We start from the raw sequence: 25,443 nt of genomic DNA on the forward strand, positions 1-25,443 counted from the left end.
CACTATTTTGATGCAGGGTCGAGGCGACGGATGTAGGCGACTGGCCTCATGACCCAGACCTATCCCCTCCGCCTCGGCACCCCCCTTTCCGACACGGCCGTCCGGGTCATGCTTCTGGGCGGCGGAGAACTCGGCAAGGAGGTCGCCATCGAACTGCAGCGGCTGGGGTGCGAGGTGATCGTCGTCGATCGCTATCCGAACGCCCCGGCCATGCAGGTGGCCCACCGGTCGCACGTCATTCCGATGACGGACCCGCAGGTGCTGAACGGCGTGATCATGGCCGAGGCGCCCCACCTCATCGTGCCGGAGATCGAGGCCATCGCCACCGAGGTGCTGGCCGACATCGAGGCGGCAGGCATGGCGCGCGTCATTCCGACGGCGCGCGCGACCCAGCTGACCATGAACCGCGAGGGCATCCGCCGGCTGGCGGCCGAGGAATTGGGCCTGCCCACCAGCCCCTACGCCTTCGCCGGGTCGGCGGCCGAACTGGCGGCGGCCGCGCACGACATCGGCCTGCCGGTGTTCGTGAAGCCGGTGATGTCGTCGTCGGGCAAGGGCCAGTCCTTCATCGACGCCTATGAGGACGCCGCCAACGCCTGGGCCTATGCGCAGTCGTCGGGACGGGTCGAGACGGCGCGCGTCATCGTCGAGGGCCGGATCGACTTCGATTTCGAGATCACCCTGCTGACCGTGCGGTCTTTGCGCGACGGCGTGGTCGTGACCGACTTCTGCGCCCCGATCGGCCACCGTCAGGTCAAGGGCGACTATGTCGAGAGCTGGCAGCCGCAGGCCATGACGGTGGCGTCTCTGGCGACCGCGCAGGACATCGCGGGCAAGGTGACGGAGGCTCTGGGCGGGCTCGGGGTCTTCGGCGTGGAGCTGTTCGTGAAGGGGGACGACGTCTGGTTCTCCGAAGTCTCGCCACGGCCGCACGACACCGGCCTGGTGACCCTGGCGACCCAGGCGATGAGCGAGTTCGCCCTGCACGCGCGGGCCATTCTGGGCCTGCCGGTGGACGTGTCGCAGCGCGAGATCGGAGCGAGCGCGGTGATCTATGGCGGCATGGATGCGGTGGGGATCGCCTTCGAGGGCGTGGCCGAGGCTCTTTCGGTTCCGACCGCCGACCTGCGGCTGTTCGGCAAGCCCGAGGCCTTCGAGCGGCGTCGCATGGGCGTGGCCCTGGCGCGAGGCGAGACGACGGATCAGGCGCGCGAACGGGCGGCCCTGGCCGCCAGTCGCGTCAGACCGGTAGCGCGCTGACCGTCCCGGCCGCCGCCTCGGCGCGCAGTCGCTCGATCTGGGCCACAGCGGTCGTCAGGCCGGGATCGCGGCCCGCCCGGATCTCGTTCCAGTCCGTCTCCACGACGATGTCCGGCGTGACGCCGCGCTTTTCCAGACGCACGCCGCCGGGCGTGGTCATGTCGCTGATGCCGATCCGGATCGCCCCGCCGTCCGCCAGTTCGACGGCGCGCGACAGGATGACAGCCCCGCGCGTGGTCTCTCCGACGATGACCGCCCGGCCCTGTTCCTGGGCGACCGCCGGATAGAGTTCCCCGCCGCTGGCCGAGGCGGGCCCGACCAGGATCACCACCGGGCCGAGGTACGGCCTGGCGGGCGGAAGCGTGTTGTAGATGCGGTTGATGAACCGGCCGGTCGTCACCGCGAAATCGATCTTTCGATCGAACAGAAAGGACAGCATCAGACCGGTCAGGTTCAGGCTGCCGCCGCCGTTGGAGCGCAGATCGACGATCAGACCGGCGGGCGGCGCATCGGCAAGGGCGTCGAACTGGGTCTTGTACCAGTCGAAGGTCTCGCGATCGAAATCGTCGAAGCGGATGTAGGCGATGTCGCCTTCCAGCCGTCGGGCCTCGATGCGCGGCAAGGGGTCCATCGGGACGCCGGCCAGATCGACGGTATGACGCTCGCCATCCTCGTCGAGGAAGACGAACCGGTCGACGCGACCCTCGCGCGCCACGACGCCCAGGTGCGGGCTGGCGCCGTTGATGCTCTCGACCTTCCAGCCCGGCTGAACGCCGGCAGCCTGCGCCGGACTGTCGGGGCGGATGCGCAGAACCCAGCGCTCGTCGCCGCGCGGCAGGATGACCATGCCGTAGGAGGGCCGCTGATCGCCGGCCTCGTTGGCGGCGATCCGTTCGCGGCGCGTGGGGCTGAGGGTCTGGGTATGGTCGTCGTCGAGAAGTTCGACCAGCTGTTCCAGGCGATCGTAGAACCCGAGCTCGGTCGGCTGCGCGACGGCGTCGGCGCGACGGGACGCGGCCTCGGCGACGAAGTCCGTTCCGTGGAAGTCGCGGCTGTAGAACAGCCGTTCGACATAGCCGACCGCCTCGTCGTAGACCCGCGCGTTCAGTGCCGCCCGCTCCGGCGAGCCGTCGGCGACCTCGACGGGCGGCGGCAGGACGCCGACCTGCTCGTAGGGGATGGTCTGACAGGCGGAGAGCGCCAGGGCGACGGCGAAGAGCCCCGCCCGCAGCATCCGCATCGCCTGCGGGGCCGTCATGAGGTCAGAACCCCGGCGACGCGGTCGGGGCCGCGGTGGCCCGCGCCGTCTCCTGACGCGCCAGGGCGGCGATGGCGGCATCGAGCGCAGGATCGAGCCCGGCACGCCGTTCCTCGACCGTACGGACGACGACGATGTCCGGCTCGACGCCCCGCTTCTCCAGACGCACGCCGCCGGCCGTGATGTAGTCGGCACGGCTGAGGGTCAGACGGCCACCGTCCGGCAGGGGGCTGTCCTGCGAGATCAGCACGGCCCCGGCGGTGTGTTCGCCGACGACGAGGGCCCGGCCAGACTCCTGAAGGGCGGCGGGGGTCAGTTCGGCGGCGCTGCGGCTTGAGCCATCGACGAGCAGGGCCACGTCGTTGGTCACCGGACCGGTCAGGTTTCCGCAACCGGGCATGATCGCCATGGTCATCGGCCGACCGTTGCGCGACACCCGCGTCGCCCATTCCTGACGCTCGGGCAGGAAGCAGGACAGAGCCGCATCGGCCTCCAGCAACAGACCACCGGGGTTGCCGCGCAGGTCGATGACGACATCCGTCTCGTGCGGCACCGCCGCCAGTTGCTGGCCCATCCAGCGACCGAGACCGGATTCGAAGCCCTCGACGCGAAGGACGACCACGCCGGGTCGCGACGCGTCCACGCTGAAGGCCGGGATCGGGTCCATGATGCGCGGAACCAACGAGACGCGCTGCAGGACGCCGGCCTCATCGGTCAGGTCCAGTTGCAGCGCGCGCCCTTCCTCGACGTCGAAATCGACGCCCCAGGACTGGCCGTCGATGGCCTGAAGCACCCAGCCGGGCTGGAGGCCCGCCTCCGCCGCCGGGGAGCCGGCGCGGACGTTTTCGATGCGCCACTGATCACCGTCCTGACGCGCCAGGGAGATGCCCATGACTGCACGCCGGGTGCGCTGCTGGTCCTGACGGCGGGCAACGGCGGGAGAGATGGCCCCGGCGTGGTCGTCGTCGAGCAGATCCAGCATGGCGCTGAGCACCCGGTAGAGGTCACGGTCGTCGGCCGCGGCGATCGCCTGCGCCCGATAGGTCTCGCGCGCGGCGTTCCAGTCCAGTCCGTGCAGGTTCGGGTCGTAGTACTGGCGGCGGACGAGGTTCCAGACCGTGTCGAACACCCGCGTGTTCATCCGGGCGCGGTCCCGGGACGGCGTCGGGACGGAATCCAGCGTCTCGACCGTCTGCGCGACCGCGATCGAGGGGGCGAACGCCGTCCCCGCGAGGAGGACGGCGCTTGCGATCAGGGAAAGGAAGGCGCGGCGGCCGGGGAGAACCATCCCGACCAGCCTAGACCGGCGAACCGCCGCGCCTCAAGTCACGAAACCGCTGGTCCACGGAGGGCTCAGTCGGCGGGCGGAGGCGCTGGATGTCCTTCGCCCTCATCGAGGAAACCGTCGTGGTCGGCGTCCATCCGTCCGAAGGCTTCGCGCAGCGGCGCCAGGAACTCTTCCTGCGAGACCTTGCCGTCGCCGTCCTTGTCCATGTCACCCGGACCGTCCGGGCCGCCGAAGCGGCGCACGAAGACCTGATGCGAGCCGGGGCCGGCGTGGGCCGGGCCGCCCTCGGGGCCACCCTCCGGACCGCCATGGCGGAAGCTGAACACCCGGACGTCGCCGCCCGGACCGCCGGGGCCTTCGGGGCCGCCGAGCATCATCACGCCGGGCGCACCGTGACCGCCTGGTCCGCCTTCGCGCGTGATGATGTGAACGCCCGGGCCACCGGGGCCGCCCGGACCACCGGGGCCGCCCATCATCATCACGCGATGGCCGGGACCGCCCTCCCCCGGGCCGGCGGCCAGTTCCTCGGTCGACAGGCGCCCGTCATCGTTGGCGTCGAGACGGTCGAAGGCGTTGCCCATGGGGGCCGAGAACTCTTCGCGCGTCACCACGCCGTCGCCGTCCGCGTCGAGCCGGCCGGGACCTTCGCCGCCCGCATTGACGATGCGGATTTCGGAGCGGGTCTCGACCCGGGGCGCGGCCTGATCCTGGGGTGCGGCGCCGTTCAGGGCGGCCAGCAGGGCGATGGCGATGACGGACATGAAGTCTTTTCCTTCAAGTTTCTGATGCGCCCTTGGACCATGTCGGGCTTGCCGGGGTATTTCAGGCTCCGGATCAATTGTTTCAGTCGTGAAATGACGCGGCCGGGTTCTGGAGGCATTTAGGGGGTCATGAGCGATCCCTCTCCTCGCATCCTCGTCGTCGATGACGACCCCGGCATTCGCGAAGTCCTGTGCGACTACCTGGGCCAGCACGGCTATCAGGCACGCGGCGCGGCCTCGGCGGCCGAGATGGATCGCGCCCTGGCCGAAGGTCCGACCGATCTGATCGTGCTGGACCTGATGATGCCTGGCGAGGACGGGCTGTCGGTCGTCCGTCGTCTGTCGGGGACGCCGCCGGTCGTCATGCTGTCGGCCATGGGCGAGGACACCGACCGGATCGTAGGGCTGGAACTCGGCGCCGACGACTATCTGGCCAAGCCGTGCAATCCGCGTGAGCTGCTGGCCCGGATCCGCGCCGTGTTGCGTCGTCCGCGCGAGGATGAGGCGCCGACGGGCGCGGCCCTGATGTTCGACGGCTGGCGGCTGGATCTGGTGCGGCGGGAGCTGTCCCAGCCGGGCGGGGAGATCGTGACCCTGTCGGCCGGGGAGTTCGGCCTGTTGCGCGCCTTCGCCGAGCGGCCGGGCCGGGTGCTGACACGGGACCAGTTGCTGGAGGCCGCGCGGGGGTCGGAGGCCGACGTCTTCGACCGCGCCATGGACGTGCAGATCAGCCGGCTGAGGAAGAAGCTCGACGACGGCTCGGGCCGCGAACTGATCGCCACCATCCGGGGCGAAGGCTATCGCTTCGACGCCCGCGTGCGCCGTGCGGACCGGACCGGCGCCCGGGCATGAGGCCGCGCGTCTCGCCCTTCACATCGATGTCGGTCCTGATGCAGGTCGCGCTTCTGGCCGTCTTCGCGGTGGTGGCGTCCCAGATCGTCGTCTTCGCGGTGGTCCTGACCGCGCCGCCGCCGCGCCCCGCCGGGTTCAGCATCCCGGCCGCCGCTGACGCCCTGGCCGGACGGCCCGCCGAAACGTCCGACGGCCGGGCTCTGGTCCGGCGGGTCTCGGACGAACCGCCCCAGCAGGAGGTCGGCCCGGGACCGGTCGAACGCGCGATCAGCATGGGTCTCGCCCAGCGTCTGGGGCGACCGCTCGGCGACGTGCGGGTGTGGCTGTCGCCGGAGCGTTCGCACTGGAGCCCCGGCCAACCGCGCGGCCCGCGTCCGCCCGGTCCGGGGCCGGTGGTCACGAGCGCCCGCATCACCGAGAGCAGCTCCAGTATCGTCTTCAGCCGGCGAACCGAGACCGGCGAGGATCACCGGCCCGACCACGACGCCATCATGGCCGAGGTCGGCGAGGTCCTGGCGCGCCGGGGCGTGCCCCCGCCGACGGGGTCGAACGACGTGCGGGTCATCGCCTCCGGCGGCGGCCCGCAGCGGTTCACGGTCACGGCGGACCGGCTGACCTTCGCGCCCTTCTCCGCCTCGGTGCGGATGGAGGACGGGCGCTGGGCGACGGTGGAGCCGCCGCACGGCCTGATCGATCCGTGGCAGATGCGGCTGCTGATCGCCCTGGGCATCACCGCCCTGTTGCTGGCGCCGCTGGTCTGGCTGATGGCGCGGAGACTGACCCGTCCGATCCGCCAGTTCGCCGAGGCCGCCGAGCGACTGGGCGCGGATCCGGACGCCGAGCCCCTGACGCCGTCCGGCCCGTCGGAGGTGCGTACGGCCATCGCCGCCTTCAACGACATGCAGGCCTCGATCCGGGGCCATATGCGCCAGCGGACCCAGACGATCGCCGCCATCGCCCACGATCTGCGCACGCCCCTGACGCGGCTGCGGTTCCGCGCGGAACAGGCGCCCGAAGCGCTGCGTGACAGGATGGCCGGCGATGTAGAGGAGATGGACGCCCTGATCGGTCAGGCCATGGCCTTCGTGCGCGGCGAGGTACAGGCCGAGCGCCGCGAACGGCTCGACCTCGCGACCTTGGCGGCGGACTGCGCGACAGGCTTTGCCGAGACCGGGGCGGCGGTGACGTTTTCCGGCGAGACGAGCCTGCCCGTGGAGGGGGACCCGGCGGCGCTGCGACGGGCCATCGCCAACCTGATCGACAACGGTCTGAAGTACGGCGGCGGGGCGAGGGTGACGGCCGCGTCAGATGGCGCGGTGGGCGTGATCACGGTCGCCGATGACGGGCCCGGCCTGTCCGACGACGATCTCGAGCGGGCCTTCGAGCCCTTCCACCGCGGCGAACGGTCGCGCAGTCGGGAAACGGGCGGAGCCGGACTGGGTCTGGCCGTGGCGCGTCAGGCGGCGCGGGCGGCGGGCGGCGACGTGACCCTGACCAACCGGACGGGCGGCGGGCTCGAGGCGAGGCTGTCCCTGCCCCTGACAAGCTGAACCGTTACATCCGATCACGCCTTGTGACGCGCCCGGGGTTGATCCTCGCGCCCGCCGGTCCCATTGAAGCGCCAACCAATAAAACGCCGCTTCAGGAGACCTTCCCATGACCGTTCGCGTCGCCATCAACGGCTTCGGCCGCATCGGCCGCCTCGTCCTCCGTTCGATCGTCGAACATGGCCGCCGCGACATCGAGGTGGTGGCGATCAACGACCTGGGGCCGGTGTCCACCAACGCCCACCTGCTCAAGTACGACTCGGTCCACGGCCGCTTCCCCGGCACCATCGAACACGGCGACGACTGGATCGACGTGGGCCTGGGCAAGATCAAGGTTACGGCCGAGCGCGACCCGGCGAACCTGCCGCACAAGGACCTGAACGTCGACATCGCGTTCGAGTGCACGGGCATCTTCACCGCCCGTGACAAGGCCGAGGCGCACCTGAAGGCCGGCGCCAAGCGCGTCCTGATCTCTGCCCCCGGCGAGAACGCCGACAAGACCATCGTCTACAAGGTCAACCACGAGACCCTGACCGCCGAGGACATCATCGTCTCCAACGGCTCGTGCACCACCAACGCCCTCGCCCCCGTCGCCAAGGTGCTGCACGACCTGTTCGGCATCGAGCGCGGATATATGACGACCATCCACGCCTATACCGGCGACCAGCCGACGCTGGATACGATGCACAAGGATCTGTACCGGGGCCGCGCCGCCGCCCTGTCGATGATCCCGACCTCGACCGGCGCCGCCAAGGCCCTGGGCCTGGTTCTGCCCGCCCTGAAGGGCAAGCTGGACGGCTCCTCGATCCGCGTCCCGACGCCGAACGTCTCGGTCGTGGACCTGAAGGTCGTCGCCGGCCGCGAGGTCACGGTCGAAGAGATCAACGCCGCCCTGCAGGCCGCCGCCGACGGTCCGATGAAGGGCGTTCTGGCCACGACGATCGAGCCGCTGGTCTCGTCGGACCTGAACCACATCGCCGCGTCCTCGACCGCCGCCTTGCCCCAGACACAGGTCGTCGACGGCAAGCTGGCCCGCGTCCTGACCTGGTACGACAACGAGTGGGGCTTCGCGACGCGGATGGCCGACACCGCGCTGGTGATGTCGAAGTTCCTCTAGGATGAAGCTCCCCGGAGCCGTCAGCGATCGATTCCTGCAAGGAGTCGTCATCGTCATGGCGGCTCCGTTCGCCTCCATGGGCATCACCCTTGGGTGTTTCGTCCGAAACCTCGTCCTGTATCCGCACTCTGTCCACGATCTCGGCGAAAGCGGCGTTTCCGGGGAGTACAATCTTCAGCTGCCAGGGACCGGCCTTGTCGATCTCGGCATCACTCTGGTTTTGGCGGGACTGGCCATACTCTGGTTGGTCGCCCTAGTCAGGTTTGTTCGGGTCCAACCTCGATCGATGTTGACAATCGTGCTCGGCGTTCTCGCCTCCTTGGCCTTCGGCTTCTCGGCTTGGCAGAACTGGCTGATGGCCTACCCAGTGTGCAACGCATTCTAGAATCTCAATGGATGATCAGCTTCCCATGACCTTCCGCACCCTCGACGACGCTGGCTCACTGGTCGGCAAGACCGCTCTCGTTCGCGTGGACTTCAACGTCCCGATGGAGGGCGGCCGGATCACCGACGACACGCGGCTGCGCGTCGCCCTGCCGACGATCAACAAGCTGCGCGAGGCCGGCGCCAGGGTCGCCCTTCTGGCCCACTTCGACCGGCCGAAGGGCCAGGTCACGCCCTCGATGAGTCTCAAACCCATTGTCCAGCCCCTGTCCGAGCTGCTGGGAGCGCCCGTGCGGTTCGCCGAGGACTGCGTGGGCGGCCCCGCGCTGGCTGCGATCAAGGATCTGGACGCGGGCGGCGTGGTCCTGCTGGAAAATGTCCGCTTCCACGCGGCCGAGGAAGCCAACGACGCCGAGTTCGCGGCCAGCCTCGGCGAACTGGCCGACCTCTACGTCAACGACGCCTTCTCCGCCGCCCACCGCGCCCACGCCTCGACCGAGGGCGTGGCGCATCACCTGCCCGCCTATGCCGGCGAATCGATGCGGCGCGAGCTTGAGGCGCTGGACGCGGCGCTCGGCAATCCGAAGAAACCCGTCATCGGCATCGTCGGCGGGGCCAAGGTATCGACCAAGCTTGACCTGCTGAAGAACCTTGTCGGCAAGCTGGACCGCCTCGCCATCGGCGGCGGCATGGCCAACACCTTCCTGTTCGCGCAAGGCGTCGACATCGGCGGGTCTCTGGCCGAACGCGACATGGCCGACACCGCCCGCGAGATCATGGACGAAGCCAGGGCGCGGGGTTGCGAGCTGCTGCTGCCCGTCGACTTCGTCGTGGCGACCGAGGTCAAGCCGGGCGCGGCCAGCCGGACCGTGACGGCGGGTGAAGCCCTCGCCGCCGACGACAAGATCCTCGATGCCGGTCCCGCCACGGTCGCGCGTCTGGTCGAGGCGATCACGGCGTCCAGGACCCTGATCTGGAACGGTCCGCTGGGCGTGTTCGAGGTTCCGCCGTTCGACACCGCCACGGTGGCGGTCGCCCATCATGCGGCGGCGCTGGCCAAGGCGGGCGTCCTGATCGCCGTCGGCGGCGGCGGCGACACGGTGTCGGCGCTGAACCACGCGGGCGTGGTTGACGACATGACCTTCGTCTCCACGGCCGGCGGCGCCTTCCTGGAGTGGATGGAGGGCAAGGCTCTGCCCGGCGTCGAGGCGCTGCGAGGGTGACCGGGTCGTTCGATCCGCGTCCCATCAGCAAGGCGGCGAAGAACGAGCGTCGCAAATTGACTGCGACGAGCTTGAATACGATCGGTCTGACCTTGGTGGGCCTCGGCGTGTTGACGCCCGTCATCACGGGGGCCAGTCCAGTCCCCCTGACAGTCGGCGTCTGCGGTGCTATATCTGTGGTGCTTCACCTGTTGGCGAGACGCCTGCTGAAGAGTCTGGAGGACTGACATGACGATCGAATGGATCTGGATGTCGATAGCCATCCTCTGCGCCGTCGCCGGGGTCCTGTATGTGACCCAGATGCTCGACGAGCGGAAATGGGCGCGTGAAGCCGAACGCCGCGCCGAGTGGGATCGCACCCACCCTGCCGAATAGGCGATATCGTCCTTAAGCTTTCAACCCCATCGAAAAGCGTCAGCCGCGCGTTCGACCTTCGTTTTCGGCCGGACTACACTCAGGCGATGCTCCGGTGGCGACCGAGCCGCAGCGCGGCGCGCAGTTGCGGGCGTCCCGACACATGTCGTCCAGTCCGCCTGGGCTGAGGCTTTCGCATCCGGCCAGCATCAGCAGGCCGGCAACCGCCGCGATCATGAGCTTCATCGTCGTCTTCGTGGAACGACCTGTTGTGCGAAATACCCGGTCGAAGCGCGACTGTCGCCTCCTGACCGGTCGAGGCTGTTACACAGCGTGACTTGAGACCCTCCGGCCGCTACACCGGCAAAAAACAAGATTCAGGAGTTCCTCTCATGGCGCGCATCACGCTGCGACAGCTTCTCGACCACGCGGCCGAGAACGACTACGGCCTGCCGGCCTACAATATCAACAACATGGAACAGGGTTTGGCGATCATGGAGGCGGCCGAGGCCGTCAACGCGCCGGTGATCATCCAGGCGTCGCGGGGCGCCCGCTCCTACGCCAACGACATCGTGCTGGCCAAGCTGATCGACGCCCTGGCCGAGCTCTATCCGCACATCCCGGTCTGCATGCACCAGGATCACGGCAATGGCCCTGCGACCTGCGCCACCGCCATCCAGTACGGCTTCACCTCGGTGATGATGGATGGATCGCTGATGGAGGACGGCAAGACGCCCGCCGACTACGACTACAACGTCGACGTCACCCGTCGCGTCACCGAGATGGCCCACGCTTGCGGCGTCTCGGTCGAGGGCGAGCTGGGCGTGCTGGGCTCACTGGAGACCGGCATGGGCGAGGCCGAGGACGGCCACGGCTTCGAGGGCGTGCTGGATCACTCCGCCCTGCTGACCGACCCGGATCAGGCGGTCGATTTCGTCAGCCGCACCAAGGTCGACGCCCTGGCCATCGCCATGGGCACCTCGCACGGCGCCTACAAATTCTCGAGGAAGCCCGACGGCGAAGTCTTGGCCATGCATGTGATCGAGGAGATCCATCGCCGCCTGCCCGACACCCACCTGGTCATGCACGGCTCGTCCTCGGTGCCGCAGGACCTGCAGGACATCATCAACCAGTACGGCGGCGAGATGCCCCAGACCTGGGGCGTGCCGGTGGAAGAGATCCAGCGCGGCATCAAGCACGGCGTGCGCAAGATCAACATCGACACCGACAACCGCATGGCCATCACCGGGGCCATCCGCAAAGTGCTGGCCGAGAAGCCGGGTGAGTTCGATCCGCGCGCCTATCTGAAGCCGGCCAAGGAAGCGATGCGGAAGCTCTGCATCGAACGCTATCAGCAGTTCGGCTGCGAGGGTCAGGCCTCGTCGATCCGTCCGATGTCCACCGCCCAGATGGCCAAGCGCTACGCCAAGGGCGATCTGGACCCGGTCTACGGCCGCGAGCTGAAGGCCGCGTCCTGAGCGACTTCAACGACGAAGCCGATCCGGACGATGCGTCCGGCGGCGAGGTTCTGACCGTCGAGGTGACGGTCACCGGCCAGCGTCTGGACAAGGCGCTGGCCGATGTCGTTCCCGACCTGTCGCGCGCGCGAATCCAGACGCTGATCGCCGACGGCGCGATCAGCCTGAAGGGGGTTGTGCTGACCAACGGCTCATCGAAAGCCGCTGCCGGGACCTATGCTATCGCCGTGCCGCCAGTGGCCTCGGCCACCCCGTTGCCCCAGGCCATCCCGCTGACGGTTCTGTTCGAGGACGCGGATCTGATCGTCATCGACAAGCCGGCGGGCATGGCGGCTCACCCGGCGCCCGGCACGCCGGACGGGACGCTGGTCAACGCCCTGCTGCATCACTGCGGCGCGTCCCTGTCCGGCATTGGCGGCGTCGCCCGGCCGGGCATCGTTCACCGGCTGGACAAGGACACCTCGGGCGTCATGGTCGCCGCCAAGTCCGACCGCGCCCATGCGGGCCTGTCGAAACTGTTCGCCTGCCACGATATCGAACGCACCTACATTGCCCTGACGCGCGGAGCCCCCTCCCCCGAGCGCGGGCGGATCGAGACGCAGATCGGCCGCTCGTCTTCGGACCGGAAGAAGATGGCTGTGCTGAAGGCGGGGGGGCGGAACGCGATCACCGACTATGTCGTCCAGGCCCGCTACGCCGTGCCCGCCAAGGCCGGCGCCGCGCCGCTGGCCGCGCGCGTCGCCTGCACCCTGCATACCGGCCGGACCCACCAGATCCGCGTGCATCTGGCCTCGAAGGGTTCGCCGATCCTGGGCGATGCCGTCTATGGCTCCGGGAGCCCTGCGACCTCCGTGAAGACCGCCATCGCCGAAGCCGGCCTGACCCGGCAGGCCCTGCATGCCGCCGTGCTGGGCTTCGTCCATCCGGTGACCGACGAGGCGTTGCGATTCGAGACGGCGCTCCCACCTGACATGCAGGCGCTGGAAGACCTTCTCGCCGTCCTCTAGAGGCTCGCCATGACCGAAGCCGAGATCCGCGACAACTCCGAACTCCATCGCTACGAGCTGCCGGTCGGCGATCAGCTCGCCGTGGTCACCTACAACCTGTCCGAACCGAACCTGATGATCACCGAGACCCTGGTGCCCCAGGCGCTGGAGGGTCAGGGCATCGCCAGCCGCCTAGCCAAACATGTCCTCGCCGACGCCACGGAACGCGGTCTGCTGATCCTGCCCGTCTGCCCGTTCTTCTCGGCCTACCTGCAGAAACACCCTGAGCACGCCGAGGCGGTCCACCCACGCTACCGCGACATTCTGGGCATCTAGGCCAGACCGCGAGGCCATCCGGTCGCCATAGTCGGAGCCGACTCTGGCGCTTGGGGAAGGCTGCAGTCTCGCGCCGCAGCAGCTCCTGCAAGTAAGTCTTGATAAAGGACTGACTATCCGATATACATCCTCCTCATCGGCGCGAGTGGCGCCAGGGTCACGGTCACGCTGTCGTGTGACGATCCGCCTCTGACAAAGACGGCAACCCATAGCTACTTGTCCGGTTGAGGGGTGAGGAGACGGTGCACATTCGGTGGCCGTCTGCGTCGAGCCTGCTCTTATCTAGGTTCGGAGGGACCAAATGGCTGCACTGAAATCACTCGCGGTAATGTCGCCTGAACAGGGACTGTCGCGATATCTGACGGAAATCCGCAAATTTCCGATGCTCACCAAGGACGAGGAGTTCATGCTCGCCAAACGGTGGACCGAGCATCAGGACTCCGAGAGCGCGCACCGCCTCGTGACGTCCCACCTTCGCCTCGTGGCCAAGATCGCCATGGGTTATCGCGGCTACGGCCTGCCGATCGGCGAGGTGATCTCGGAAGGCAACGTCGGCCTGATGCAGGCCGTGAAGAAGTTCGATCCGGACAAGGGCTTCCGCCTGGCGACCTACGCCATGTGGTGGATCCGCGCCTCGATCCAGGAATACATCCTGCGCAGCTGGTCGCTCGTGAAGATGGGCACCACGGCGGCGCAGAAGAAGCTGTTCTTCAACCTGCGCAAGGCCAAGAGCCAGATCTCGGCCTTCGAGGAAGGCGACCTTCGTCCCGAGAACCTGACTGCGATCGCCGTCAAGCTGGGCGTGTCGGAGGAAGAGGTCACCAACATGAACCGCCGTCTCGGCGGCGACGCCTCGCTGAACGCGCCGCTGCGCGTGGACGGCGAGAGCGAGTGGCAGGACTGGCTGTCGGACGACAACGCGGTATCTCAGGAGACGGCGCTGGCCGACTCCGAAGAGAAGTCGCTGCGCATGGGCCTGCTTCAGGAAGCCATGGGCGAACTGACGGATCGCGAGAAGCACATCCTGACCGAGCGCCGCCTGAAGGACGATCCGGTGACGCTGGAAGAGCTGGCGGGCCAGTACGGCGTGTCGCGCGAGCGCGTGCGCCAGATCGAGGTCCGCGCCTTCGAGAAGCTGCAGAAGGCCATGCGCGCAGCGGCCGAGGAACGGAACCTCGTCGACGCCTAACGCGGCCTGCGGCGGTCATAGGGAAACAGGCGCACGAGATCCTCGTGCGCCTGTTTTGCTATTCGATTGTCGGGGTCAGCTGGCTCGGGCGAGCTCGGCGCCCGGATCGGCCAGAGCCAGGATCGCGCCGATCGGTCCGGCCAGACCGGCCTTGGTCGGAGCACCGGCGGCCAGGCAGCCCTCCAGACCGGCAGCGGCGACCGCCAGCCGGGTGTCGGAGGTCTTCATCGCCAGGGCCTTCAGCGTTTCCGCCTGCTGCTTGACCGCGCGCACCGCCTGCATCGGATCGCTGTCGAACTGGGCCAGAGAGGCGGCGAGAATGCGCAACGCCTGATCCTTGACCGCCAAGGCGGCCGCTGCGGCCGTTGCCGGTTTGTCGGCCTTGCGCTTCTGCGGTCCCGCATATTCGCCCGAGTTGAACCGACGCCGGTCCGGACCGACGTAGCCGACCGCCTCGATCCAGTCGCGCGGCTTCAGCGCCACGTTCTCGACCCGGCGGAACAGGTCGGCCGAAGTGAACGGCTTTCTCAGAAACTCGTGGATGCCCGAATCGCGCGCGCCCTTGATCGAGGAGGCCGTGGCATCGGCCGTCATCATGATGATCGGGGCCCGGCGGCACGCCAGGTTCGACCGGCGGATGCTCTTGGCTAGGCGCTCGCCGTCCAGTCGCGGCCCCGAGCGTTCGGTGAAGATCAGGCCCGGCTCCATCTCGCGCGCATGATCCAGCACGCGGCTTTCATCGGACTCGGTCACGACCTCGCGCGCGCCCAGGCTCTTCATGATGTCCAGCAGCAGCCGTGCCGACGCCAGGTTCGGGTCGGCGATGAGCACGCGTCGAACGACCGGTTCGATGCGGTTCAGGGTCTTGGCGTCGGCTGCGAACACTAAGCAACTCCGGGGAGGTCAGCCTTATGGCTAACCGCCGCCGGTTAAGGTCGCGTTGAACGCAAACAGTTTATCAGCCCTGGAACGGGTCACGCATCAGAATGGTGTCGTCACGCTCCGGGCTGGTCGACAACAGGGCCACCGGCGCACCGATCAGTTCCTCGATACGACGCACATATTTGATGGCGTTGGCGTTGATGTCCTTGAAGCTGCGGGTTCCGGCAGTGCTCTCGCTCCAACCCGGCAGTTCCTCGAACACCGGCTCGGCCGCCGCCTGATCCTTCAGGCTGGACGGCAGGTAATCCAGCACTTCGCCATTGACCCGATAGCCAACGCAGATCTTGAGCGTCTCCAGCCCGTCCAGAACGTCCAGCTTGGTCAGGGCGATGCCGTCGATCCCGTTGATCGCCACCGACTGACGCACCAGAACGGCGTCGAACCAGCCGCAGCGTCGCGGACGCCCGGTGTTGACCCCCACCTCACGCCCCACGGTCGCCAGATGTTCGCCGACGGCATCGTTCAGTTCGCAGGCGAACGGCCCCTCGCCGACGCGGGTCGTATAGGCCTTCACGATGCCCAGCACATAGCCGACGCCACGCGGCCCCATGCCCGACCCAGCCGCCGCCTGGCCGGCCACGGTGTTCGACGACGTCACGTAAGGGTAGGTTCCATGATCGACGTCCAGGAAGGCACCCTGCGCCCCCTCGAACAGTATCCGCTTGCCGGCCTTCTGCGCCTGATCCAGCACTCGCCAGGCCGGCTTCACATAGGGCAGGATCTTCGGCGCGATCTCCAGCAACTGAGCCAGCAGCGCCTCCGGATCGATCGGCTCCAGCCCCAGACCCGCCCGCAGCGGATCGTGGTGCGAGCGCAGCCGCTCGATCTTGACCTTGAGGTCGTCTTCGTTGGCCAGGTCGCAGACGCGGATCGCGCGACGGCCGACCTTGTCCTCGTAGGCCGGACCGATGCCCCGCCCCGTCGTGCCGATCTTGGCCCCCGGCGCGCTTGCCGCCGCCTCGCGCGCAACGTCCAGCGCCGGATGTATGGGCAGGATCAGGCAGGCGTTGTCGGCGATGGTCAGAATGTCGGGATTGATCGTGACGCCCTGAGCCTCGATCTTGGCGATCTCTCCCACCAGATGCCAGGGATCGACCACAACGCCGTTGCCGATGATCGAGGGTTTGCCCTGCACCACGCCCGACGGCAGCAGCGCCAGCTTGTAGACCTTGCCATCCACGACCAGCGTGTGGCCGGCGTTATGGCCGCCTTGGAACCGCACGATGATATCGGCCCGGTTCGACAGCCAGTCGACGATCTTGCCCTTGCCCTCGTCGCCCCACTGGGCTCCGACCACCGCTACGTTCGCCAAGGCAAGTCTCCCGCTAATGCGGGCGCAGCCTATAGCGGGGGAATCACGCGATGTCGTCCCAACCGGGACGATTTAGGCGGAGAATTCTGCGACAGCGGTCTGGAACGCCCAGTCCAGCCACGGAGCGCCCGCCACGATGTCGTCCGTCTCGACCGTACAGCCGCACCATACGCGCAGGCCCGCCGGCGCATTGCGATGGCTTTCGACGTCGAACGCGGCCTCTTCGGTCTCGAGCAGGCTCTTCATCCGCTTGACGAAGGCCTGGCGCCCCTTGTCGTCCAGCGCCGTAACGCGCGGGTCGATGATCTTCAGGCACACCGAGGTTGTCGATCGGATCGCTGCGTCCTCGGCCAGATACTCGACCCAGCCCGTCCGCTCGACCCAGTCGTTGAGCGCCGCCGCATTGGCGTCCGTCCGCCGGATCAACTCGGCCAACCCGCCCGCGCCCTTCGCCCATTCGAGCGCGTCGATCCAGTCTTCCAGCGTCCACAGCGAGAAGGTGTTGATCATGGTCCCGGTGGCCAGCGACCGGTCGAACCCCTTGGCGTCGCGCAAACGCAGCACCTTGGGTACGGCGCGCGGCGGTTCGTAGCTGTCCAGTCTGGTTACGGCGCGCGGAGACAAAGCCGCGACCCCAATTCCCGCCTCGCCGCCCAGCGCCTTCTGGAAGGAGAATGTCACCACATCCAGCTTGGAGAAATCCATCGGCATGGCGAAGGCCGCCGAGGTCGCGTCGCAGATCACGATCCCCTCGCGATCATCTGCGATCCAGTCGACGCCCGGCGTCCTCACGCCGGACGTCGTGCCGTTCCACGGAAAGACGAGGTCCTTCGAAGGATCGACCTTGGACACATCAGGGAACTGCCCCCAAGGTGCCTCGATGATCTCAAGCTTGTCGAGCTTCAGATGGTCTCTCGCGTCGATGGCCCACTGTTTCCCGAAATTCTCGAAGGCCATCACCTGCACGGACCTTTGGCCGAGCATGTTCCACAGAGCCGCCTCGACCGCCCCGGTGTCGGAACCGGGCAGGTAAGCCAGTACCCAGTCCTCCGGTATCTGCAGGACCTGTTTCGTCAGCCTCAGGCCGTAGGCGAACCGCTCGACAACCTCCGGCGCGCGGATGCCGCGGCCCAGCAGGTCGTGCGGCAGGGCCTGCGAGGACCATCCCGGCCGCTTGGCCGTCGGCCCCGCCGCGAACCAGGGCCTCGCCGGTTTTACGTTCGGTTTGGAGATCATCAGCCTCGTCCCGGCTTGTAGGGACGGTTGGCGCGCCAGTCCTGGGCGACCCTCTCGAGGATCGGATCGATGGTGTCGGGCAGGGTCACGATCAACCGCGCCTTCAGATCGCCCCGCGCGCCGCCGGCGAAGGCGCCACGCCCTTTGAGCCTGAGGGTCTGGCCCGAGTTTGACCCCTTGGGCACGGTCACGGAGACCGTCCCGTCCGGCGTCGGACACTCGACCTTGCCGCCCAGGATAGCATCGGGCGCCGAGATTGGCAGATCCATGGTCAGATCAGCCCCATCGACCTTGAACACCGGGTGTGGCGCGATGCGGAGCTCGATCAACGCGTCGCCCGGCTCGGTCCGCCCTGGCGTCCCTTGTCCGCGCAACCGGATCGTCTGGCCATTGGTCGCTCCCTTGGGGATCGTGACGTCCAGCGTGCGTCCGTCCGAAAACTGGATCCGCCGCGTGGCTCCGCCGATAGAGTCCTCGAGGCTGATTTCGAGCGTGGCCCTCACATCCTGTCCGCGACCAAAACCCGTGGCCCGGCCTCGCCCTCCTCCACCGAACCGGCCGAAGATATCGTCGAGATCGAGGTCCTCGAATGCGGCGCGACCGCCGGGACCGCCGCCCGCGCCAAATCCGCCGAAACCTCCCGCACCGGCGCCCGGCTGGCCGCCGCTGAAGCCTCGGTACTGCGGCTGGCCATCGGCATCGATCTGACCGCTATCGTATTTCGACTTCTTGTCCGGGTCGTTCAGCAGGTCGAACGCCGCTGAGACGCGCTTGAAACGCTCCTCGGTCGCGGTGTCGCCACGGTTCTTGTCCGGGTGCAACTCCTTGGCCAGCTTGCGGAACGCGGCCTTGATATCGGCGGCGCTCGCCCCCCTGGACACGCCCAGTTCCTTGTAGGGATCACCCGCCACGCCGTTCGCCGCTCCGTCACGCTTCGTCGAATCCGGCTCGCGCGTCGCGACCGACCTTCGCTTCGTCAGTTAAGGCATGCGGTGTGCGGTGCAACGTTTTTCAGGCGATCAGTGGGGCCTGCGCCTCCACGCCCCACCCGAAACCGGGTCCGTACTGAGACACGGCGACCAGCGCATCCGGCCCCACCCCGCCTGGAAAGTCCTCTGCGAGATCACCGATCGTATAAAGAAACTCCGTTTCGTCCAACTCGAACACCCGTCGCTCCAGGACGCCCTTCAGAACGCGCACCCGAAAGCGACGAGGATCGACTTCCACAGGCTCCAGGTCCCAGACGTCCCCGATCCTGACCCTTGGCATCCATCGCAGCCGCTGGCCGCCCGGTTCCTCAGTCACGCTCAGGACCGGGCTCCAGGGCCGTGCATGAAGGTGCCTCGGGATAAACGCTTCCTGAGCGAACCCGACGCCGCCGGGCGCCCGCCCGCTCGGTCCTACGCGCACGATCCGGTCCAGCCGCCGCTCGCCAGTCGCCGTCTCGAACCGGCCCTCCCGGGGATTCAGCAGCACCACCAGGCCGCCCTCCGCCGCGCTCGCCGACATCTCGCCTTCCGTCCCCTGCTGTCCCCGCAGCAGTCCGCTCAAACGCCAGATTCCGGCGCCCAACAGGATCGCCTGTCGGTACTGCAGGATTTCCCACCCCGCCGTCGTCTCCACGGCTGCCAGATTGGCGCCGCCCAGCACAGCCGCTTCCGACAAGCTGGCCGGAGGAGCGCCTTCCAGCCGGACCACCAACGCGTTCGTCTCATCCCAGCGATGCAACACGCCGGGCCGCAAGGCCTGCGTCAGCAGCCCCACCGTCGTCGGCGACCCGACTGTTCCCCTCGCCGTCAGGGTCTCGGCATCCTCCCCCACGTGCACGGTCATCGGCCGCCAGGGTTCGCAAGCAACAACCGCGATCAGCCGGTCATCCGCTTCAGCGCCCGCCAAGGGGGGAAGGTCGAGAATGCGCACGAACGGCGTTCCAGCTTGCTCGACACCCGACCCCGGTCGCCACACGACCGGTTCGTTCTCGATGGACCCGGCCTCCCGCCGCGCCAGCACAGCTGCCGGCGTCTCGGCCAGCGTCAACCGTTCGATCCGCCAGGCTCCGGTCTCGCCCTCGACCACAACCGTGTCGCCAGCCTCGAACCGCAGCGCCTCCAACGGACCGAGGGCGACCGTCAGCCGATCTTCGCTCTCACCTTTCAACAGGCGTCGCGCCATCGCCTTGGCCAGCCCCGCGTCACAAACGGCCGGCAGATCCGCGTCAATGCTGCCTCCATCGCCCTCGCCGCGCACCATGATCGCGCCGGTCTGATAATCCGCGCCTTCGTCGATGAACCGAACACGCGCAGAATCTGGCGACGCCTCCAGCGACCGGGTCCGAACCGGCCTTGCGTCGTCATCCGTTCGGGCCAGAGCTTCGGGAGCTAACGTCGCACCCGGCGCTTCATCGCCAATCAATGAGACCCGACCGCCTCGCTCCCCGGCCGTCATGCCGAACGCCGACAACAGCGGCTCCAGCGCGTCACGCGTCCGCATCGGCCGGTCGATCACATAGCCGGACACAATCCCCGACGCCTTGCCAATCTCGAAATCTTCGACCCCGGCCCGCCTCAGGATTGCGGCCAGAAGCGTCCCCGCTTCTCCGATCATCCGCCCGTTCAGCCAGTGTCCGGCCGGCCAGGCTCCGGCATCGGCCCAGACGTCGGCCAATGCGGGAAACGCAAGATAGGGTCGGGCATCCCAGCACCACGCATCAGCCGCTTCGAGCATCAGTCCGTCATAGACCTCCGACACGGGATTGTTCGCCGGCGCCTCGAAATGTGTGATCACCGCCTCGAGGGCTCGTCGCTGCATCCGATCATCGCGTGCGCCCGTCGAAAATGGCGGCCGGAAACTTTCGGACGACTTCGGATCCTGGAACAGGTTCGGCGCATTGCCTCCACGATCCACCGCGGCACAGCCGAACTCGGTCAAGCGGATCGGCTTCATCCCCGGAACCCAGGCCGTCGGCGTCGCGCTGCGCACGCCGGCGGGCCGGTCATGGTGCGAGTTAGACCACCAACCGACCAGATCCTTGGGCCGGAACACCCAGTGCTCGCCGTGCGCCATGTCGACGATCGGCGTCCTCGTCTGTGCCGCTCGATCCGGATCGTCGGCATAGTACCAATCAAACCCGTCCCCGCCCGCCACCTGCCCGGCCAGATAGGCTGGATCGTCCGGTCCCTCGAACGTATCAGCATCGAGTCCGCCGTCACCGTCGCGCCAGTCGCCCAGCGGCGGATACCAGTCGATGCCGACGTAGTTGATGGCCTCGGCAGCCCACAGAGGGTCGAGATGGAAGCTCACGTCGCCGGTGCCGTCGTCCGGTCGGTGCCCCGAGTATTCCGACCAGTCCGCCGCATAGGACAGGGCCACATCAGGCCCGACAACCTCACGGGAGTCCGCCGCAAGCGTCCTGTACTCAAGCACCGCAGGATACCCGCCCGCCGCGTCTCGCGTCCACGTCAGCCCGCGCATCTCCGACCCGATCAACAGGCCGTCGCATCCCGTCTCGGCCGCCAGACCAGCATAATGCAGAGCCAGCCGCCGCAGTCCCCAGGCTCCGCCGAAGATGGCCGCCACATCCCCGGACGCCTCAGCGCCGTCCCGGCCCTTGATCCGCCCCCGCCACGGATAGGCCGCCTGCCGCTCGCCGCCGTATGGATCCGGCAGGTCGTTGTCCTCCGGCACGTCCATGAAGACGAAGGGATAAAGCGTCACCTCCCAGCCACGGGTCTTCAGCGCCGCCACTGCCTGTCGCACGCTCTCGTCCGAGGGCGTCCCGCCATAGGCCGGCGTTCCGTCGATCTCGGAAACGAGATGCGCATCCTCGCGTGTCAGCCCGGCGACCGACCATTCCACAGGTTCCGTCAGCTTGTCGCGCCGCTCCACCCCGGGCTTCACCTGGCAGTGCCCGGCCCTCAGGTCGTCGCCGAACCAGCCGATCACCAGATTGACTCGTTTCAGATTGGGGCACTGCGCCTGCAACTGATCCAGTGATGCATTCAGGTCAGTGCGACCGTCTTTCAGATGCACGTTCTCCGCCGTCGTCCGGGTCAGGCCGTCACGCCGCATCACCGGCTCAGTCGCGAGCACGAACTCACCGGCTCCCGGGATCAGGCAAACGCCTTCCAGCTTCTCCTCCAGCGTCTCGCCGCCCGGTCTTCGGAACACCTCGAAACTGAGCTGCGGCGGCCGATCCCCGAATGCCCCGAGCAACAGATCTTCGAACACCACATAGGCCGTGCCTCGATATGCGGGCGCGGCCCTCTCGACGGCCTCGATCAACGGGTCCGGCGTCTGATCCGGTGTTCCGCGATAGACCCGCATCGCCACGCCTGTCTGCTCCAGAAGCCTGCCGTCCGCCCAGATTCGCCCGATGCCGTCGATCGGACCCTCGCAGATCGCCACCGCGAAGCTCAGCGAATAGGCATAGTCCACCGTCTTCGGCCCGCCCTTGCCGCCGCCGCTCTCGTTCCGGCGCTCCAGGAAGTGCGCGGCCCAGATCATCTGTCCCGTCACGCGTGCCCGACCGAAGGCGCAAGCCATCGGCGCTCCCTCTGCTGTCGACTGGATTCTCAGCGTCTCCAGCCGGGGTCCCCGTTGCCGAGCCGGCGACAGCGCGCCGATCAGCCCTCTGTCGAAGACACCACCCAGCGCCGCGCCCACGGCACGCCCGACACCGCCGCCGACCAGCCCGCCGACACCGCCCAAAACAACCTGCGCCATCAGTCGCCCCCGCTCGTCTCATCAGGCCAGGCGAAGACGGCCGCCAGCCGCCGCATCCACCAAGGCCCCATCCAGCTTTCGACCACCGCCCGACCCCAGTAGGCGTGGATCATCCGCGGCTCGGGCGGCCCCATCGCGGTCAGGATCGCGCAGTGTTTGACGGGTGATCCATCGGCCATGCGGAACAGCAGGACGTCCCCCGGCCTCATCTGTCCGATCGGCCTTTCAACCAGCCAACGCCGCGCCGCTTCCAGAAGGGTTTCGGCCTCGCCCACTTCAGCCCAGTCGGGCTGGTAAGCCGGCGTTTCTTCGGGCTCCAGGCCAACTGTTTCTCGCCACACGCCGCGTACCAGGCCGAGACAGTCCGTCCCTTCGCCCTTCACGCTCGCCTGATGCCGATAGGGCGTCCCCAGCCATTCCCGCACCGCCGCCACGCGGTCGCTCACCGCCGGCTCCCGCCGTCGTGTCGTCCGCCCGCCGCCGGATAGGCAGTCAGGAAGTCGTCGCCCGGAATGTCGGGAAAACCCTGGAAGTTGACCCCGTTGCCGAAGGTCTGGACGCAGGTCTCCCAGCGCTTGTCACAGGTACGCCCGTCCGGATCCACGCTGCATCGGGCATCGCCCAGCGCGGCGTCACAGGTGCGCCCGAACGTTCGCCCAACGACCCGCTCCAGCGCCGCCAAAGGTCCGTTGATCTCCGCCGTGAATCCCTCGCCTTCGCGCCTGATCCGGCTCAGCGTCCCCCGTCCCAGCAGAACCTTCAGATCCGGCCGCGCCCAGTCAACCCGCCACAACGCCACCCTCGCCCGGTCCCAAAGACCCGCCGCGATATCGGTCTCAACGATCCGCTCGTCATCGAGCACGCCTCCGACAGCCAGACTTCCTGCGGCCAGGCCTTCGGCGGTCTCCGCTGCCCCCTGCGACCACCCGCTCGCCGCCCGGCAGACGACACCGTCGATGCTCAGGTCGCGGTCGTGATCGGTGAAACCCAGTCGCGCTTCATCGACGCGTTCGACGATCCAGGCATGACACAACGTCGCCGCTCCGCTCTCGATGCGGGCGGCCATCTCCTCGGGAATATCACGCATCTCAGACCCGGAGCTCGATCAAGGGAACCGACGCCATCCTCCCGGCGCCGAAGCTCTCCAGCGTAACCTCCAGCCGGTCCGCATCGAACCGCACCGGCGTGTCGAACAGGTAACCCGCCGTCACGGCGACATCCGAGCCGGGCGCGGCAGTCAGCGTCACCAGCCCCGTGGTCGCGTCGACGGAAAACGCCTCGCTCGCCAGCTCAACACCTCCGACCGCGAGCCGCACCGATCCGTCGACGGGCTTGGCGATGTGCCGCGAAACGTCGCCGTAGGCCTTCACCAGCGGGAAGGCCGTCTGTGTCCCGTTTCCGCCCCCCAGCACCTGGTCGGTCGCCGCTGGTGTCTCTCCCGGACCGCACGAAGCAAAGTCGGCGAAATCCCGGAACCTGAATCCATACAGTCGCCCGCGTCTCGCCTCGAAGAAGGCTGTCAGTTCAGCCATGTCCGCCAACGACCTCAGGTTCGCCCCGATCAGATACCGCCTGCGCCCCATCGCCCACGGACTGGAACGGCGCTCGAACCCCGACGCCAGGGTCACGACTTCGGTCCGCCGCTCGACCCCGCCCGTCGATCCGAACGCCAGCCGCGCGGGCAGACGCACCTCGTGAAAGGCCATTCAAGACTCCTGCTTCTCTTGTCGGGCGAGCGCCACTCGTCCAGTCTGGCTGCCGAACGCGGTCGCCTTCGGCCGCCCGGCAGGGGAGCCCGGTTCAATGCGCGGTCAGATTCTCAGCTTCGACGACGCCTCAGGCGCAGGCCTCATCTCGGGCGACGACGGCATCCGCTACACCTTCGGCCGGGAAGCGGTGTCCCCGCCTGCGGCCATCACCGCCGGCCTCCGCGTGGACTTTGTGCCCGTTGCCGGCGAGGCCACCAACGTCATGCTCCTGGCGGCCGCCCCATCGCCCGGCGCACCCTCGGCGACCCCCGGCGTTCCGGTCGACAGCTACGACTTCGCCAAGGCGATGTTCGCCTTCGACGGCCGCCTGCGTCGGTCCCACTTCTGGATTTCCTGGGCGATCCTGTTCGTGGGTGGCTGGGTTCTGAACTTCATCCCGATCCTGAATTTTCTCGGGATCGTACTGCTTTGGCCCCACTTCGCGATCGGCGCCAAACGCCTGCACGACATGGGGCATACGGGCTGGCTCATCGCCATTCCCTACGCCATAGGTCTCGTCGGCTTTATCGCCATCTTCGCCACAGTCGGCGCATCGCTCATGACCAACTACGCCGCCATCCAGAACGAGGATCCGGCCGCCATCATGGCCATGATCGGCCCATCGCTGGGCATCGTCGGCATCATCTGCCTGATCCAGCTCGGCTTCCTGATCTGGATAGGAGTCGTAGACAGTCAACGCGGCGACAACCGCTTCGGCCCCAACCCCAAGGGCGAATAGAGCCCATCATACCTAGAGCCGTCGCGCTCCCAGCGCGGCGGCTCGAGCCAGCATCTGGGCGATCTGCGCCTCGGATCGCAACAGCGCCGGCGCCCCGCCGTCGACGGTGACGTTCATCGTCACCCCGCCCGATGCGCCGCCGTCTATGACACCCGACCCATGCGGTCGAAACACCTCCGGCCCGCGCTCGCCAACGAGATAGGCGCCGCCGCCCAACACGGGTCCGCCGTCAGCCCGCGCCCCGCCGAAGCCGACAGCGCCCGCCACCGCCTGCGCGATCGCTGCGCCCAGACCGCCGCCCGAACCTCCAAGGCTCGCACCCACCGCGTCCAGAACCGCCCGCGCCAGCTCGGCCAGGCTGAGTTCTCCGTCCGCCGCCGCCCGTGCCAGCGACCGTGTCAGGCTGGCCCCGGCCCGTCCAAAGGCTTCTTCGATCGCGCCGGCCGCCCGTTCCGCCGGCTCCCTCAGCGCCTCAAGCGCCGCGGCCGCCTCCGCCGCCCGAGCGGGAACGTCGTCCAGGGCATCGGGTCGATAGTCGTCGCTCATGTCTCGCCTCCATCCGGCCAGGCCGCCATCAACCGTTCAAACTCGCTTCGTCCCATCGGCGCTGCGCCCGGCGCAACCTCCGTCAGCATCCGCCACTCGGCGAGCGACAGCCGCCAGAACGCCTCTGGCTCAACACCGAGGCTCACGCCCGTCCGCAGCATTGCC

At 68.0% G+C, this 25,443-nt stretch carries 26 protein-coding genes; 12 read left to right on the forward strand and 14 right to left on the reverse strand.

The window, feature by feature from the left end; all coding sequences use genetic code 11:
• Nucleotides 1-48 precede the first annotated feature (48 nt).
• A complete protein-coding gene (gene purT, locus ACQY68_RS14290; protein WP_428150212.1) occupies nt 49-1,260 on the forward strand; it encodes a formate-dependent phosphoribosylglycinamide formyltransferase in 1,212 nt (403 codons plus the stop codon).
• On the opposite strand, the gene ACQY68_RS14295 is transcribed toward purT, so the two are convergent.
• From ACQY68_RS14295 to ACQY68_RS14305, 3 genes are all read right to left on the reverse strand, one after another.
• Nucleotides 1,241-2,518 (reverse strand): S41 family peptidase, encoded by a 1,278-nt coding sequence (locus ACQY68_RS14295; protein WP_428150214.1) that lies wholly within the window; start codon nt 2,516-2,518, stop codon nt 1,241-1,243. The two genes, purT and ACQY68_RS14295, sit on opposite strands and share 20 nt — an antisense overlap.
• Nucleotides 2,519-2,522: 4 nt before the next feature.
• The gene (locus ACQY68_RS14300) at nt 2,523-3,806 is read right to left on the reverse strand and encodes a S41 family peptidase (protein WP_428150215.1); all 1,284 of its coding nucleotides are present in this window, start codon (nt 3,804-3,806) and stop codon (nt 2,523-2,525) included.
• A 65-nt stretch (nt 3,807-3,871) separates the two neighbouring features.
• Complete coding sequence (locus tag ACQY68_RS14305; protein ID WP_428150217.1) at nt 3,872-4,567, reverse strand: EF-hand domain-containing protein; 696 nt, start codon at nt 4,565-4,567, stop codon at nt 3,872-3,874.
• Between the two features lie 129 nt (nt 4,568-4,696).
• Here ACQY68_RS14305 and ACQY68_RS14310 point away from each other — a divergent pair, with 129 nt between their 5' ends.
• The 6 genes from ACQY68_RS14310 to ACQY68_RS14335 all read left to right on the forward strand — a co-directional run bounded on the left by ACQY68_RS14310 (nt 4,697) and on the right by ACQY68_RS14335 (nt 10,065).
• Nucleotides 4,697-5,419, forward strand: a complete 723-nt coding sequence (locus ACQY68_RS14310) for a response regulator (RefSeq protein WP_428150219.1) — start codon at nt 4,697-4,699, stop codon at nt 5,417-5,419.
• The gene (locus ACQY68_RS14315) at nt 5,416-6,969 is read left to right on the forward strand and encodes an ATP-binding protein (RefSeq protein ID WP_428150220.1); all 1,554 of its coding nucleotides are present in this window, start codon (nt 5,416-5,418) and stop codon (nt 6,967-6,969) included. Before ACQY68_RS14310 ends, ACQY68_RS14315 begins: the two co-directional genes overlap by 4 nt.
• Before the next feature lie 106 nt (nt 6,970-7,075).
• Nucleotides 7,076-8,083: a type I glyceraldehyde-3-phosphate dehydrogenase gene (gene gap, locus ACQY68_RS14320; RefSeq protein ID WP_428150222.1), complete on the forward strand. Its 1,008-nt coding sequence runs from the start codon at nt 7,076-7,078 to the stop codon at nt 8,081-8,083.
• 1 nt (nt 8,084) lies between these two features.
• Nucleotides 8,085-8,468 (forward strand): hypothetical protein, encoded by a 384-nt coding sequence (locus ACQY68_RS14325; RefSeq protein WP_428150224.1) that lies wholly within the window; start codon nt 8,085-8,087, stop codon nt 8,466-8,468.
• A 25-nt stretch (nt 8,469-8,493) separates the two neighbouring features.
• Nucleotides 8,494-9,690 carry a phosphoglycerate kinase gene (locus ACQY68_RS14330; protein ID WP_428150225.1) on the forward strand — a complete coding sequence of 399 codons (1,197 nt, stop codon included), beginning with the start codon at nt 8,494-8,496 and terminating at the stop codon, nt 9,688-9,690.
• Nucleotides 9,691-9,918: 228 nt separating this feature from the next.
• Nucleotides 9,919-10,065 (forward strand): hypothetical protein, encoded by a 147-nt coding sequence (locus ACQY68_RS14335; RefSeq protein ID WP_428150227.1) that lies wholly within the window; start codon nt 9,919-9,921, stop codon nt 10,063-10,065.
• Between the two features lie 39 nt (nt 10,066-10,104).
• On the opposite strand, the gene ACQY68_RS14340 is transcribed toward ACQY68_RS14335, so the two are convergent.
• A complete protein-coding gene (locus ACQY68_RS14340; RefSeq protein WP_428150229.1) occupies nt 10,105-10,290 on the reverse strand; it encodes a hypothetical protein in 186 nt (61 codons plus the stop codon).
• Between the two features lie 146 nt (nt 10,291-10,436).
• On the opposite strand from ACQY68_RS14340, the gene fba reads away from it, so the two are divergent.
• The 4 genes from fba (at nt 10,437) to rpoH (ending at nt 14,033) form a co-directional block, all read left to right on the forward strand.
• Nucleotides 10,437-11,522 carry a class II fructose-bisphosphate aldolase gene (gene fba / locus ACQY68_RS14345; RefSeq protein WP_428150230.1) on the forward strand — a complete coding sequence of 362 codons (1,086 nt, stop codon included), beginning with the start codon at nt 10,437-10,439 and terminating at the stop codon, nt 11,520-11,522.
• Between the two features lie 62 nt (nt 11,523-11,584).
• A complete protein-coding gene (locus tag ACQY68_RS14350; protein WP_428150232.1) occupies nt 11,585-12,529 on the forward strand; it encodes an RluA family pseudouridine synthase in 945 nt (314 codons plus the stop codon).
• Nucleotides 12,530-12,538: 9 nt separating this feature from the next.
• Nucleotides 12,539-12,844, forward strand: coding sequence for a GNAT family N-acetyltransferase (locus ACQY68_RS14355; RefSeq protein WP_428150234.1), 306 nt, complete (start codon nt 12,539-12,541; stop codon nt 12,842-12,844).
• A gap of 301 nt (nt 12,845-13,145) precedes the next feature.
• Nucleotides 13,146-14,033 carry an RNA polymerase sigma factor RpoH gene (gene rpoH / locus ACQY68_RS14360; RefSeq protein ID WP_428150236.1) on the forward strand — a complete coding sequence of 296 codons (888 nt, stop codon included), beginning with the start codon at nt 13,146-13,148 and terminating at the stop codon, nt 14,031-14,033.
• A 75-nt stretch (nt 14,034-14,108) separates the two neighbouring features.
• Here rpoH and ACQY68_RS14365 read toward each other — a convergent pair whose 3' ends face one another.
• From ACQY68_RS14365 to ACQY68_RS14400, 8 genes are all read right to left on the reverse strand, one after another.
• The gene (locus ACQY68_RS14365; protein WP_428150238.1) at nt 14,109-14,918 is read right to left on the reverse strand and encodes a response regulator; all 810 of its coding nucleotides are present in this window, start codon (nt 14,916-14,918) and stop codon (nt 14,109-14,111) included.
• 73 nt (nt 14,919-14,991) lie between these two features.
• Nucleotides 14,992-16,287 (reverse strand): adenylosuccinate synthase, encoded by a 1,296-nt coding sequence (locus tag ACQY68_RS14370; protein ID WP_428150239.1) that lies wholly within the window; start codon nt 16,285-16,287, stop codon nt 14,992-14,994.
• A gap of 72 nt (nt 16,288-16,359) precedes the next feature.
• Complete coding sequence (locus ACQY68_RS14375) at nt 16,360-17,523, reverse strand: phosphoserine transaminase (protein ID WP_428150241.1); 1,164 nt, start codon at nt 17,521-17,523, stop codon at nt 16,360-16,362.
• A complete protein-coding gene (locus tag ACQY68_RS14380; protein WP_428150242.1) occupies nt 17,523-18,434 on the reverse strand; it encodes a DnaJ C-terminal domain-containing protein in 912 nt (303 codons plus the stop codon). The genes ACQY68_RS14375 and ACQY68_RS14380 overlap by 1 nt, the downstream gene beginning before the upstream one ends.
• 100 nt (nt 18,435-18,534) lie before the next feature.
• Entirely contained in the window at nt 18,535-22,245 is a 3,711-nt protein-coding gene (locus ACQY68_RS14385; protein ID WP_428150243.1) for a baseplate multidomain protein megatron, read from the reverse strand.
• Nucleotides 22,245-22,691, reverse strand: coding sequence for an NlpC/P60 family protein (locus ACQY68_RS14390; RefSeq protein ID WP_428150244.1), 447 nt, complete (start codon nt 22,689-22,691; stop codon nt 22,245-22,247). Before ACQY68_RS14390 ends, ACQY68_RS14385 begins: the two co-directional genes overlap by 1 nt.
• Nucleotides 22,688-23,332, reverse strand: coding sequence for a baseplate hub protein (locus ACQY68_RS14395; RefSeq protein WP_428150246.1), 645 nt, complete (start codon nt 23,330-23,332; stop codon nt 22,688-22,690). Before ACQY68_RS14395 ends, ACQY68_RS14390 begins: the two co-directional genes overlap by 4 nt.
• A 1-nt stretch (nt 23,333) precedes the next feature.
• The gene (locus tag ACQY68_RS14400) at nt 23,334-23,951 is read right to left on the reverse strand and encodes a phage distal tail protein, Rcc01695 family (protein WP_428150248.1); all 618 of its coding nucleotides are present in this window, start codon (nt 23,949-23,951) and stop codon (nt 23,334-23,336) included.
• Nucleotides 23,952-24,048: 97 nt separating this feature from the next.
• Between ACQY68_RS14400 and ACQY68_RS14405 the strand changes: the two genes are divergently transcribed.
• A complete protein-coding gene (locus ACQY68_RS14405; protein WP_428150250.1) occupies nt 24,049-24,732 on the forward strand; it encodes a DUF805 domain-containing protein in 684 nt (227 codons plus the stop codon).
• Nucleotides 24,733-24,744: 12 nt separating this feature from the next.
• Here ACQY68_RS14405 and ACQY68_RS14410 read toward each other — a convergent pair whose 3' ends face one another.
• Both ACQY68_RS14410 and ACQY68_RS14415 read right to left on the reverse strand, forming a co-directional pair.
• Complete coding sequence (locus tag ACQY68_RS14410) at nt 24,745-25,278, reverse strand: phage tail tape measure protein (protein ID WP_428150252.1); 534 nt, start codon at nt 25,276-25,278, stop codon at nt 24,745-24,747.
• A complete protein-coding gene (locus ACQY68_RS14415; protein WP_428150254.1) occupies nt 25,275-25,439 on the reverse strand; it encodes a phage tail assembly chaperone in 165 nt (54 codons plus the stop codon). The genes ACQY68_RS14410 and ACQY68_RS14415 overlap by 4 nt, the downstream gene beginning before the upstream one ends.
• Nucleotides 25,440-25,443 lie beyond the last annotated feature (4 nt).

The organism is Brevundimonas sp. (genome assembly GCF_965278935.1).
Classification (GTDB): domain Bacteria; phylum Pseudomonadota; class Alphaproteobacteria; order Caulobacterales; family Caulobacteraceae; genus Brevundimonas.

Coding starts and splice junctions, on each gene's coding strand:
- purT (WP_428150212.1), top strand. CDS start 49: ATGACCCAGACCTATCCCCTCCGCCTCGGCACCCCCCTTTCCGACACG.
- ACQY68_RS14295 (WP_428150214.1), bottom strand. CDS start 2,518: ATGACGGCCCCGCAGGCGATGCGGATGCTGCGGGCGGGGCTCTTCGCC.
- ACQY68_RS14300 (WP_428150215.1), bottom strand. CDS start 3,806: ATGGTTCTCCCCGGCCGCCGCGCCTTCCTTTCCCTGATCGCAAGCGCC.
- ACQY68_RS14305 (WP_428150217.1), bottom strand. CDS start 4,567: ATGTCCGTCATCGCCATCGCCCTGCTGGCCGCCCTGAACGGCGCCGCA.
- ACQY68_RS14310 (WP_428150219.1), top strand. CDS start 4,697: ATGAGCGATCCCTCTCCTCGCATCCTCGTCGTCGATGACGACCCCGGC.
- ACQY68_RS14315 (WP_428150220.1), top strand. CDS start 5,416: ATGAGGCCGCGCGTCTCGCCCTTCACATCGATGTCGGTCCTGATGCAG.
- gap (WP_428150222.1), top strand. CDS start 7,076: ATGACCGTTCGCGTCGCCATCAACGGCTTCGGCCGCATCGGCCGCCTC.
- ACQY68_RS14325 (WP_428150224.1), top strand. CDS start 8,085: ATGAAGCTCCCCGGAGCCGTCAGCGATCGATTCCTGCAAGGAGTCGTC.
- ACQY68_RS14330 (WP_428150225.1), top strand. CDS start 8,494: ATGACCTTCCGCACCCTCGACGACGCTGGCTCACTGGTCGGCAAGACC.
- ACQY68_RS14335 (WP_428150227.1), top strand. CDS start 9,919: ATGACGATCGAATGGATCTGGATGTCGATAGCCATCCTCTGCGCCGTC.
- ACQY68_RS14340 (WP_428150229.1), bottom strand. CDS start 10,290: ATGAAGCTCATGATCGCGGCGGTTGCCGGCCTGCTGATGCTGGCCGGA.
- fba (WP_428150230.1), top strand. CDS start 10,437: ATGGCGCGCATCACGCTGCGACAGCTTCTCGACCACGCGGCCGAGAAC.
- ACQY68_RS14355 (WP_428150234.1), top strand. CDS start 12,539: ATGACCGAAGCCGAGATCCGCGACAACTCCGAACTCCATCGCTACGAG.
- rpoH (WP_428150236.1), top strand. CDS start 13,146: ATGGCTGCACTGAAATCACTCGCGGTAATGTCGCCTGAACAGGGACTG.
- ACQY68_RS14375 (WP_428150241.1), bottom strand. CDS start 17,523: ATGATCTCCAAACCGAACGTAAAACCGGCGAGGCCCTGGTTCGCGGCG.
- ACQY68_RS14385 (WP_428150243.1), bottom strand. CDS start 22,245: ATGGCGCAGGTTGTTTTGGGCGGTGTCGGCGGGCTGGTCGGCGGCGGT.
- ACQY68_RS14395 (WP_428150246.1), bottom strand. CDS start 23,332: ATGCGTGATATTCCCGAGGAGATGGCCGCCCGCATCGAGAGCGGAGCG.
- ACQY68_RS14400 (WP_428150248.1), bottom strand. CDS start 23,951: ATGGCCTTTCACGAGGTGCGTCTGCCCGCGCGGCTGGCGTTCGGATCG.
- ACQY68_RS14405 (WP_428150250.1), top strand. CDS start 24,049: ATGCGCGGTCAGATTCTCAGCTTCGACGACGCCTCAGGCGCAGGCCTC.
- ACQY68_RS14410 (WP_428150252.1), bottom strand. CDS start 25,278: ATGAGCGACGACTATCGACCCGATGCCCTGGACGACGTTCCCGCTCGG.
- ACQY68_RS14415 (WP_428150254.1), bottom strand. CDS start 25,439: ATGCTGCGGACGGGCGTGAGCCTCGGTGTTGAGCCAGAGGCGTTCTGG.